The organism is Rothia sp. HSID18069, assembly GCF_003989155.1.
GTDB lineage: Bacteria > Actinomycetota > Actinomycetes > Actinomycetales > Micrococcaceae > Rothia > Rothia aeria.
Map to the genome: position 1 here is coordinate 162,308 of NZ_RBMG01000001.1, position 12,015 is coordinate 174,322.

The 12,015-nt window shown below is 58.1% G+C and carries 9 protein-coding genes; all 9 read left to right on the top strand.

What is annotated here, in order from left to right; translation table 11 throughout:
* Positions 1-21 precede the first annotated feature (21 nt).
* The 9 genes from D8M41_RS00775 (at position 22) to D8M41_RS00815 (ending at position 12,004) form a co-directional block, all read left to right on the top strand.
* Positions 22-540, top strand: a complete 519-nt coding sequence (locus D8M41_RS00775) for a MogA/MoaB family molybdenum cofactor biosynthesis protein (RefSeq protein WP_006887785.1) — start codon at positions 22-24, stop codon at positions 538-540.
* Entirely contained in the window at positions 530-1,018 is a 489-nt protein-coding gene (locus D8M41_RS00780) for a molybdenum cofactor biosynthesis protein MoaE (protein WP_006887700.1), read from the top strand. Before D8M41_RS00775 ends, D8M41_RS00780 begins: the two co-directional genes overlap by 11 nt.
* A gap of 37 nt (positions 1,019-1,055) precedes the next feature.
* Positions 1,056-2,264, top strand: a complete 1,209-nt coding sequence (locus D8M41_RS00785) for a ThiF family adenylyltransferase (protein ID WP_006887709.1) — start codon at positions 1,056-1,058, stop codon at positions 2,262-2,264.
* A gap of 78 nt (positions 2,265-2,342) precedes the next feature.
* Entirely contained in the window at positions 2,343-6,065 is a 3,723-nt protein-coding gene (locus D8M41_RS00790; protein WP_126926233.1) for a nitrate reductase subunit alpha, read from the top strand.
* A complete protein-coding gene (narH, locus tag D8M41_RS00795; protein WP_006887783.1) occupies positions 6,065-7,678 on the top strand; it encodes a nitrate reductase subunit beta in 1,614 nt (537 codons plus the stop codon). Before D8M41_RS00790 ends, narH begins: the two co-directional genes overlap by 1 nt.
* A 4-nt stretch (positions 7,679-7,682) precedes the next feature.
* Positions 7,683-8,432, top strand: a complete 750-nt coding sequence (gene narJ, locus D8M41_RS00800; protein WP_006887766.1) for a nitrate reductase molybdenum cofactor assembly chaperone — start codon at positions 7,683-7,685, stop codon at positions 8,430-8,432.
* Positions 8,433-8,453: 21 nt separating this feature from the next.
* Entirely contained in the window at positions 8,454-9,293 is an 840-nt protein-coding gene (gene narI / locus D8M41_RS00805) for a respiratory nitrate reductase subunit gamma (protein WP_006887776.1), read from the top strand.
* 27 nt (positions 9,294-9,320) lie between these two features.
* Complete coding sequence (locus D8M41_RS00810; RefSeq protein WP_006887756.1) at positions 9,321-10,550, top strand: MFS transporter; 1,230 nt, start codon at positions 9,321-9,323, stop codon at positions 10,548-10,550.
* 230 nt (positions 10,551-10,780) lie between these two features.
* A complete protein-coding gene (locus D8M41_RS00815; RefSeq protein ID WP_006887764.1) occupies positions 10,781-12,004 on the top strand; it encodes an MFS transporter in 1,224 nt (407 codons plus the stop codon).
* The last annotated feature ends 11 nt before the right edge of the window (positions 12,005-12,015 follow it).

Below are 12,015 nucleotides of genomic sequence, written 5' to 3' on the forward strand. Positions count from 1 at the left end.
ACTCTATAAGGAGGGCACACCATGAGTGCAGAAGAAATCCAGCTTCCCGAGAATCTGACCGGGCTTGTTATTGTGGCATCTACTCGCGCCGCCCGTGGTATCTATGAGGATAAATCGGGTCCTATCGCGGTCGAGTGGCTGCGTTCGCGCGGGTTCGACACCCCGGACGCCGTCGTGATCGAAGACCGGCAGATTATCGACTACTTCAACACCCTCATTGCCGATGGGAAGAAGAATAATAACCTGCCCACGTTTATTCTCACCAGCGGCGGTACCGGGCTGAACACGGACGATCAGACCGTGGAGGCGGTACGCCCGCATCTGGATAAGGAAATCCCCGGAATCATGCACGCTTTCTGGGCGAACGGCCTGCAGAACGTATCTTCCGCAGTGCTCTCACGCGGGGTTGCGGGCGTGATCGATAAAACCTTCGTGATGACTCTGCCTGGGTCGCGCGGCGGAGTTAAAGATGGAGTGAAAACCCTAGACCCACTCGTGGAACATATTTGCCGCCAGATGGAGGACTACCATGACCACTAAGCCGCAGGGGCTCGACCACAGCGGGGCGCACGGTGCTGAGCCCACCGGTTCGGTTGTCATTTTCACCGATATTACCGAGGAAGCCCTAGAGCCGCTTGCCAACGCCGCGAAGGCTCAGGTCATGACAGAGGCCATGGGCGCCCTTGTTGTATTCGACGGCATTGTACGCAACCATGATCACGGCAGCGCGGTGCGCGGGCTGTCCTATAGTGCGCATCCGCAGGCGAAAGAATATATTGCGCGTGTTGTGCAGTCTGTAGCGGATGAGCTGGAGGGGGTTCGTCTGTGGGCGGTTCACCGCGTCGGTCCCATCGCTATAGGAGAGTCCGCGCTGACCGTGCTTGCCGCTGCAGCACATCGTGGGCGAGCCTTCGAGGCCTGCGAGGCGGTGGCTGACCGTGTGAAAGCCCAGGTTCCCATCTGGAAAGAACAGGAGCTGACGGACGGCAGCACCGAATGGGTGGGCATAGACACCTAGAGACTCAACACATATTCCCGCGAAAGATACCATCAGGATGAGCTTTATCCCAGACCCCGAGACCGCGCCGGATCCCGTAACTCAGCTGAGCGCGGCCGAACGTGCCTTCTATGCGCGCCAGCTGATTCTGCCCGAGATCGGCATGGCGGGGCAGCTGAAGCTGAAGGCGGCACGGGTTGCGGTGCTCGGTGCCGGCGGGCTTGGTGCCCCCGCCCTGCTCTATCTTGCGGGAGCCGGGGTGGGCGAGATTATCATTATCGACGATGACTCCATTGAGATCTCAAACCTGCACCGGCAGGTCATCCACAGCTACGCACGGGCGGGAAACTCGAAGGCAGAGTCGGCTGCCGAAACGATGCGCGCGCTCAACCCCTTCATCACGGTGACCGTTATCCGCGAACGCCTCACCGACAGTAATGCTTTGACTCTCCTCACTGGCACGGATGCGGTGCTCGACGGCAGCGATAACTTTGAGGCCCGCTACGCGGTTTCGGCTGCGGCACAACAGCTGGGCATCCCGCATATTTGGGCGGCAATCCTGGGTTTCGACGCACAACTCAGTGTCTTTTGGCCTGGCCGCGGGCCGGTCTATGAGGACCTCTACCCGCAGGCCCCTGCGCCGGGAAGCGTCCCTTCGTGCAGTACCGCCGGGATTATCGGAGCGCTCGCCGGGGTAGTGGGCTCAGCGATGGCGATGGAGACTATTAAAGTCATCACGGGTTCCGGAAAACCACTTGTTGGTGAGGTTGGCCTATACTCGGGGTTAAGTGGGGAGTGGAAATATATACCTCTGTTAGCTAACACGCAAGCTCTGCCTCAGAAAAACGCCGAATCTCACTCTGAGAGGAGGAAAGAGCCAGAAAATCGCGTAACATTTCGTAACAATTTGGTTTTTTTGGACACAGTTTCCGAAGACAGCACCCGGTCGGATATTAGTGCAGCGGAGCTTCAAGACGTCATATCCCGTCAAAAAGTTGTTGTGATTGATGTGCGCGAACGGGTCGAATTTGAGGCCTACGCGATCGATAATGCCGTGAATTTTCCCCTGACCGACATCCTCTCGCGGGCCCGTGAGGGCTCACTTTCCGCTAAACTACGCGAAAAAATTGCCCCTGAAACAAACTTGGTGGTTATTTACTGCACCGGATACACCCGATCCGTTGAAGCTGCCCGTGAAATTACCCCTCTCACACAGGCTCCAGTTCGCATTCTATCGGGTGGTATTTCGAGCTGGCTTACGGTCTGAATAACCCTATGAATTCCCTCGATTAGATAAGATTTTTATATCGTATTTCGGGTACCAAATTTACGATATATTGGCTATATGGAACAAGCATCACAGACCAAGGGCCCAGATGGCCCCCTTACCGATCAACTGATTAAATTCGGTAAGTTCTTCTCCCGTTGGGATGAAACAGATGACGGCCGTGCAGTTTTCCGTGAAGGTGGCCGTAAAGGTGACGCCTTCTACCGTGACCGTTGGAGCCACGATAAAGAAGTTCGCTCAACCCACGGGGTGAACTGCACCGGTTCCTGCTCTTGGAAGGTGTATGTCAAAGACGGCATTATCACCTGGGAAGCGCAGGAAACTGACTATCCCACAGTCGGTCCCGATCGTCCCGAATATGAGCCCCGCGGGTGCCCCCGTGGCGCAGCCTTCTCGTGGTACACGTACTCGCCGACCCGCGTGAAATACCCCTATGTGCGCGGTCTGCTGCTCGAAATGTACCGTGAGGCGAAGGCGCTTTACGGCGACCCAGTGGAAGCATTCCACTCCATCGTCTCCGACCCTGTTAAACGCAACCGCTACATTAGTGCACGCGGTAAAGGCGGTTTGGTGCGCTCCACCTGGGCTGAAGCACTCGAACTTGTTGCGGCCGCTCATGTGCACACCATTAAGTACTACGGGCCCGACCGCTGCACCGGCTTCACCCCGATTCCTGCAATGTCGATGGTCTCCTTCAGTGCTGGCGTGCGTTTCATTCAGCTTATTGGCGGCGTGATGACCAGCTTCTACGACTGGTACGCCGACCTTCCCGTGGCCTCCCCGCAGGTCTTTGGCGATCAGACCGACGTGCCTGAATCCGGTGACTGGTGGGATGCTTCCTACCTGATCATGTGGGGTTCGAACATTCCCGTGACCCGTACCCCGGATGCCCACTGGGTTGCCGAGGTGCGTTACCGCGGCACCAAGGTTGTCTCGGTTAGCCCCGACTACGCCGACAACACCAAGTTCGCTGATGAATGGCTGCCCGCACAGGCAGGCACCGACGCGGCGCTGGCTATGGCGATGGGTCACGTCATTCTTAAGGAAAACTATGTGGATCAGCGCGTGGAGTTCTTTGAGGACTTCGCACTGACCTACACGGATCTTCCTTTCTTGGTTACCCTCGAAACTCGTGAAGACGGTACCAAGGTGCCCTCCAAGTTCCTGACCGCTGCGTCGCTGGCGGGGGAGAAGCACCAGGAGAACGCCGCCTTCAAGACCGCCATGATGGACCGTGAAACCGGTGAGGTTTTCATTCCCAACGGCACCATGGGGCATCGTTACTCTGAGTCCGATCAGGGTAACTGGAACCTTGAACTGGATGGCCGCAAACCCATTCTGTCGATCCGCGATCTGCCCCAGGGTGAGGCTGCAGCGGTCGAGATTAAACTTCCCACCTTCGACAACCCCAAGGGCCACGGCGACATTATTACCCGTGGTGTGCCCGTCAGCTACGTCGAGGGTCAGGAAGTTACCACTGTCTTCGACCTGATGCTCGCTACCTACGGTATTGGGCGCCCCGGGCTGCCCGGTGAATGGGCCTCGGGCTACGACGACTGGTCGATCCAGAACACCCCGGCATGGCAGGAGCAAATTACTTCGGTTCCGCCGGAGGCCGTAATCCGCGTGGCACGCGAGTTTGCGCAGAACGCTATCGACTCGCACGGTCGTTCCATGATCATCTTCGGCGCTGGTATTTGCCAGTGGTACCACGCAGATACCACCTACCGCGCTATTTTGGCTCTGCTGAACCTGACCGGGTGCCAGGGCCGTAACGGCGGCGGCTGGGCCCACTATGTGGGTCAGGAGAAGGCGCGTCCGCTCACCGGTTTGACCAATATGGCGAACGCTCTGGACTGGAGCCGCCCGCCGCGTCACATGATCGGCACCGGCTTCTGGTACATGCACACCGACCAGTTCCGTCAGGACGGTTACTCCACCGACTACCTGCAGTCCCCCCTCGGTAAGGGCGAGCTGAAGAACGTACACACCGCAGACGTGGTGGCCCGCTCTACCCGCATGGGGTGGATGCCGTTCTACCCGCAGTTCCCCGAGAACTCCCTTGATTTGGCTGATAAAGCTGAAGAGGCAGTGGCACGTGGTGAGGCGAAGGACAACGCCGACTACCTGGCTCAGCGTCTGAACTCCGGTGATTTGGAGTTCTCGGTTGAAGACGTGGACAACCCCGTGAACTGGCCGCGTACCCTAATGCTGTGGCGCTCGAACCTGTTCGGCTCATCCGCTAAGGGCGAGAGCTACTTCCTCAAGCACCTTGTGGGCAGCATGGACAACGTGCAGGGTGCCGACCACGAGGAATCCATTCCGCGTGAGGTCAAGTGGTACCAGGATGCCCCGCAGGGCAAGCTGGACTTGCTGGTGTCTTCAGACTTCCGTATGACCACCACGACTCTGCTCTCGGATGTGGTGTTCCCCACCGCTACCTGGTACGAGAAGTACGATATCTCCTCGACCGATATGCACCCCTTCCTGCACGCGTTCTCACCCGCGATTGACCCGCCGTGGGAGGCAAAGACTGACCACGAGACCTTCAAAGCTCTCGCATATGAGTTCACACGTCAGGCGAAGAAGCACCTGGGTACCCGTAAAGACATTGTGTCGGTTCCGCTGCTGCATGACACTCCGGGTCAGATTAAGCAGCCTGGCGGCCATGCCCCCGACTGGAAGAACAACCCCGATATGGTGGGCGTTCCCGGCATGAACATGCCGAACTTTATGACTGTCGAACGCGACTATGGCGCTATGTACGATATGTACACCTCCGTGGGTCCGCTCTTTGACAAGGTCGGTGCCACCACCAAATACGTGACGTACGATCTGAAGGACGAAGTCGCTCAGATGGCGAAAGAATTTGGTGTGATGGACTCCGGTAAGGGCGCGGGTCGTCCTGCACTGGATACCGATGTGAAGATCGCTGAGTCTATTCTGCGTATCTCCGGTACGTCCAACGGTCAGGTGGCTCTTAAAGGCTTCAAGGAGCTTGAGAAGCAGACCGGCCTGCACTTGGTGGACCTTGCCGAAGGTAACGAGGAGCGGAAGATTACCTTCCCCATGACCCAGTCATCCCCGCAGCCGGTGATGACCTCCCCCGAATGGTCCGGTTCGGAAACCGGTGGTCGTCGCTACGCGCCGTTCACTGTGAACATCGAGAAGAAGAAGCCATTCCATACCCTCACCGGTCGTATGCACTTCTTCCTGGATCACGACTGGATGCACGAGATGGGTGAGGCAACCCCGATTTACCGTCCGCCGCTGGATATGACCGGGCTCTTCAAAGAACCCGAGATTGGTGCTACCGACGGTGTTTCGGTTGCGGTGCGCTACCTGACCCCGCACAATAAGTGGGCTATCCACTCCCAGTACTTCGATAACCAGCATATGCTGACCCTGTTCCGCGGCGGTCAGACTGCCTGGATGAGCCCCCAGGATGCCGAGAAGATCGGCGTCAAGGACGGCGAATGGATCGAATGCGTGAACACCAACGGTGTGTTTGTGGGTCGTGCGGTTGTCTCCCACCGTATGCCTGAGGGTGTGTGCTACGTGCACCACGCCCAGGAGCGTATGATGACGCCGAAGACCGAAACCACGGGCAAACGCGGCGGTATTCACAACTCGATGACCCGTATCCTGCTCAAGCCGACCCACATGATCGGCGGCTACGCCCACCAGGCGTTTGCCTTCAACTATCTCGGACCGACCGGCAACCAGCGTGACATTGTCTCGTACATTCGCCGTCGCAAGTCGCAGGAGGTTACATTCTAATGCGTGTTATGGCCCAAGTTGCTATGGTGATGGCGCTTGATAAATGCATCGGCTGCCACACCTGCTCCGTGACCTGTAAACAGGCATGGACAAACCGTGCCGGTACCGAGTACGTGTGGTTCAACAATGTTGAAACCCGCCCCGGTCAGGGGTACCCGCGCCGGTACGAGGACCAGGAGAAGTGGAAGGGCGGCTGGGTACTGAATAAGCGCGGTCGTCTGGAGCTCAAGAGCGGTAACCGCTTCCAGAAGCTCTTCTCCATCTTCGCCTCGCCGATTCAGCCTGAGCTGACCGACTACTACGAGCCGTGGACCTACGACTACCAGAACCTGACCACCGCGCCTCTGGGTGATGACTTCCCGGCAGCGAAACCAGTTTCGCTGATCACCGGTAAAGACGCCAAGATTCAGTGGGGTCTGAACTGGGACGATAACTTAGGTGGTGCCCCCGAGCACGGCCACCTCGACCCGCTGGTTGAGAAGGTGCGCAAGAAGGCAGAGGACAAGATTAAGTTCGAGTTCGAGCAGACCTTCATGTTCTACCTGCCGCGTATCTGTGAGCACTGCCTGAACCCGTCCTGTATGGCGGCATGCCCCTCCGGCGCTATCTACAAGCGTGCCGAAGACGGTATTGTTCTGGTTGACCAGGACCGCTGCCGCGGTTGGCGCCAGTGCATCACCGGCTGCCCCTACAAGAAGGTGTACTTCAACCACAAGACCGGTAAGGCCGAGAAGTGCACATTCTGCTACCCCCGTCTTGAGGCTGGTATCCCCACCGTATGCGCCGAGACCTGCGTGGGTCGTATGCGTTATATCGGTATCTTCCTCTACGATGCAGACCGTGTGACCGAAGCAGCCTCCGTACCGGACGAGAAAGACCTGTACGAGGCACAGCTTTCGCTGATGCTTGACCCGCACGATCCGCGTGTGATTGAGCAGGCTCGCGCAAACGGCATTCCGGATGCCTGGGTTACTGCCGCTCAGAACTCCCCGGTGTATAAGCTGGCGAAAGAGTGGAAGGTGGCTCTGCCGCTGCACCCCGAATACCGCACCATGCCGATGGTTTGGTACGTGCCGCCGCTGTCGCCGATCGTGGACCTGCTCAAGGACCAGGGCCACGACGCTGAGAGCAGCCAGAACCTGTTCGGTGCGATTGAAGCACTGCGCATCCCGGTTGAATACCTGGCTGAGCTGTTCACTGCGGGCGACACCGAAGTGGTCACCTTTGTGCTCAAGCGCCTGGCTGCGATGCGCGCCTACATGCGTGACATCACCTTGGGCGGCGAAGGCAACGAAGAGATCGCAAATTCGGTGGGCATGACCGGTGCGCAGATGTACGAGATGTACCGTCTCATGGCGATCGCCAAGTACAACGAGCGCTACGTGATTCCGCGTGCCCACATGGAAGATGCCCACAACCTTGAAGAGATGGGATGCTCCCTGAGCGTAGACGGCGGTCCCGGCATGTACGGTGACGCCTTCAATGACATGGAGGGTCGCCCCACTCCGGTGTCCACGAGCGTGTATGAGAACTCAAATAAGGTGAGTCTCTTCAGCTGGGACGGCAATTCCCGCCCCGACGGCCTCTTCCCGAACACCACCGGAAAGAAGTAGGTAAGTGGCTGGTTTCTTCTCCAGGCTCATGGGTACAGCCGGGTCCGAGGATAAAACCTCGGATCCGGCGCACCCCGCGCAGGATAATATCGACCCTTTTGACCGGGACTTCGGCCCCGGGCAGGATCGGGATTCGGTCATCTACCAGGTCAGCGGCATGCTCTTGGGTTACCCCAGCGAGGAGCTAGTGCAAACCCTTCCCGAACTTATCCGTTTGGCGCAGGCCACTGAGGATGACGAGTTCACCCAGGCCGTGCAGACCGTCGCTAACTGGATGACCGCACAAGATTTGGAAGATGTTCAGAGCGAGTACGTGCAGGAGTATGACCTTTCCCGCCGCCACGCTCTGCACCTTTCCTATTGGACGGATGGCGACACCCGCCGCCGCGGTGAGACCCTGCTCAAGTTTAAGCAGATGTACCGCGACTCGGGAATGTTTACTCAGCTCAATGGGGAACTGCCCGACTACCTGCCGCTGGTGCTGGAATTCGCCGCTCTTGTGGATCGTACAAAAGGGCGTGCCGCGTTACAGGCGTACCGCCCTTCTTTGGAGCTTCTGCGGCTGTCCCTGAAAGATGGAAACCTGCCCCACTATGGGCTTTTGCACAGTATCTGCGGCACCCTGCCGGGCGTCTCTCCCGAGACCCAGGAGCAGGTGCAGCAGATGGCAGGGTACGGACCGCCCGTTGAGACCGTTGGTCTTTCCGGGTACGCCGACCCCCGCATCGCCCAAGCTAATCCTAATAACCCTTAAACCCCTCGATAGGAGTACATCGTGTACGCACTCGCATCTGAGCATGCAGCCCATGGGGTGCCTGTGCCTGTTGGCGAGCCGGGGATTGTTGATATCCTCTTGTGGGGCGTGCTTCCCTACGTCACCATTCTTATCCTGATCGGTGGCACCATTTGGCGTTACCGCACCGATCAGTTCAGCTGGACCACACGTTCTTCGCAGATTTACGAATCGAAGATGCTGCGTTTGGGTTCGCCCTTGTTCCACTACGGCCTAGCCGCCGTGTTCATGGGACACGTGGGCGGTCTTGTGGTCCCGAAGATGCTCACGGATTATGTGGTGGATGATCACACCTACCACATTGTTGCATTGGTGGGCGGCTCGGCTGCCGCTCTAGCCACCATTGCCGGTTTGGCACTGCTGCTGTGGCGCCGCCGCAATAACGCCCAGGTGTTCACCGCAACTACTGCGAACGATAAATTCATGTACTTCGTGCTGGTGGCCGTGATTCTGGCTGGTACCGCCGCGACCCTGTTCTCGGCAATTAATCCTTCCGGCGGCCTGCCGCCGGTTAACGGGCATGAAGTGGAGTTCAACTACCGCACCTCCATCGCGGTATGGTTCCGTTCCATCTTCTACTTCCACCCGGAGGTGGCGCTGATGGTCAACGTGCCGCTATCCTTCAAGATTCATATTATTGCGGCCATGGTGCTGTTCATCATCTGGCCGTTCACTCGCCTGGTGCACGCGCTGACTATGCCGCTGCACTACCTGTTCCGCCCGTACACCATCTACCGTTCCCGCGGTGGGGAGCGTGTGGGCGCACGCCGTGGTTGGGATCCGATCGGTACTCATGACCGTGAAGATGTCTTCCGCCGATAAGTAAACACACAATCATAATGAGGAAACATGAGCGCTCCCGCTGCTGAGAGTTACGACCTGAAAAAAGGTCAGCTGTTTAATCTGCTGTTGATTACCTTCGCCTCGACCGTCGGGTTCTGGGCGTGGACAATCGTCGGTCCGTTAGCTAAGTACTACGCTAAACCGGAACAGATGAACCTAAACCCGGGCACCACCAGTTTGCTGGTTGCCATGCCGATCTTTATTGGTGCAGTCGGGCGTATCCCGATCGGTGGTCTGACCGATAAGTACGGCGGGCGCATCATGATGAGCCTGGTGCTTGCTGTGAGCACCCCGCTGGTGCTTTTGGTCGGTCTTGCCGGTTCGATGAAGTCCTTCCCCCTGATGCTGGTCTTCTCGTTCCTGCTCGGTATTGCCGGTACCGTGTTCGCAGTGGGTATCCCGTTCAGTGCAGCTTGGTACCCGCCCGCGCGTAAAGGCTTCGCAACCGGCGTGTTCGGTGCAGGCATGGTCGGTACCGCACTGTCGGCCTTCTTCACTCCGCGTCTGCTGTCTCTCGTGGGCTACATGAACACCCACTACATGATCGCTGGCCTGTGCGCAGTGACCGCCACCATCTCATTCTTGTTTCTGCGTGATTCACCGGCGACCGCTAACCGCGAGGTTACCCCGCTGATGCCGAAGATCATTCGGGCGTTCAAGGTGAAGTCCACCTGGCAGCTGTGTTTCCTTTATTCTGTGGTGTTCGGCGGCTTCGTGGCGTTCTCGAACTACCTGCCGACCTACCTGAACAATATCTACAACTTCGACGCTGAGGCTGCTGGTGCTCGTGCCGCAGGTTTCGCGGCGGCTGCCGTGGTCGCTCGTCCCTTCGGCGGTATCTTGGCTGACAAGTTCGGCCCGAAGATCATTACCTTCATTGCCTTGGGCGGCGTATCGGCTTTGGCATTGGTTACCGCATTCCAGCCGGACGCCGAGCACGTTTATGGCCCCATCTTCTTGGCGATGGCAGCTCTGCTGGGCTTGGGCTCCGGCTCGGTCTTCGGCTGGGTTGGCCGCGCGGCTGACCCGAAGAACGTGGGTGCGGTTTCTGGTGTGATCGCTGCTGCTGGTGCTTTGGGCGGGTTCTTCCCGCCGCTGGTGATGGGCGCAACCTACGATGCCGCACATCGTAACTACTTCGTTGGCCTAACCCTGTTGGCTGTAACCGCGGCCTTGGCCTTCGCCTCGGCATTCTTCGTCAAGCACGGAGGCAAGCCGGAGCATCATAAGGCTTAGGCTGTTGCGAAACAGTAGCTGAGTTTTTCACTCAACTGTTTGTTCCACGGCTCTGGTCGTTCCCCACCCTGGTGGGGAACGACCAGAGCTTTTTTCTGTGGGTTTCAAATCGTAAAACAACAAATTGATGGGGCAACAGTCACAATAACCCATAAATTTCGTATAAAATATGCATATATTCAGTGTGGGTTTTAGTAGACAACGCAACACCGATACACCAACGAGGAACCATGGAAGCTTCTGAAGTGAAACATGCTGACCTGAAGAAAGGGCAGCTGCGTAACCTGCTGGTGGCAACGTTCGCCTCCATTTTTGCGTACTGGTCCTGGAGCGTTATTAGCCCGCTCGCCAAATTCTATTCCTCCCCAGAGCAAATGCATTTGGATGAGGGAGGCTCCAGCTTACTGATTGCTATGCCTGTACTGGTGGGGGCGGTAGGGCGTATCCCTGCTGGGGCGCTCACCGATAAGTACGGCGGGCGCGTGATGCTCACCGCTGTTATGGCGCTCAGCGCCCCATTAACGCTGCTGGTGGCGCTGGCGGGTTCCATGAAATCGTTCGGGCTGATGCTGGTGTTTAGCTTCCTTCTTGGTATTGCCGGTACCGTGTTCGCGGTGGGTATCCCGTTCAGTGCAGCCTGGTACGGTGCCTCGAAGAAGGGGTTCGCGACCGGTATTTATGGGGTGAGTACCGTGGGTACCGCCGTTTCGGCGTTTGTGACCCCGATTTTGCACAGGCAGCTGGGGTACTGGCCCACCCATATTCTGCTGGCCGCCCTGTGCCTGGTGATGGCGGCCGTATGTTTTACGGTTCTGCGTGATTCCCCACAGTTCACTCGTTCTACCGAGCCGATAATCCCTAAACTTTTGGCGGCCTCCCGTGTTAAAGAAACGTGGCAGCTGTGCTTTTTGTACTCGATTTTCTTCGGCGCTTTTGTGGCGTTTTCAAACTACCTGCCCACGTTCCTTACGAACGTGTACGAGAAGAACCTGATTGAGGCGGGGATGCGTGCCTCTGGCTTCGCGGTTGCTGCGGTGGCGGCTCGTCCTCTCGGCGGGATACTGGCCGACCGGGTGGGGCCGCGCTTGGTGACCCTGATAGGTATGGGCGGAACCGTGGCGCTGGGAGCCTCGGTGGCCCTCCAGCCCGAAGGGGAGCATGTGTATGGCCCGCTGTTCTTGACGATGGCGGTGCTGCTGGGGCTTGGGTGCGGCAGCGTATTTGGTTGGGTTGGCCGTGCTATTCCAGCCGATAAGGTGGGCATCGCGTCTGGAATTATTGGTGCCGCCGGTGGGCTGGGCGGGTTCTTCCCGCCGCTGGTGATGGGCGCAACCTATAATGCCGCCGCGAACAGCTACTTTAACGGGTTGATGCTCTTGGCCCTGACCGCGGCCGTTGGTGTGGGGATGACGCTCATAGTGCGCGGCGGCAAGAAGTCTCTTGACGCGCCCTAACCTGTGCATAT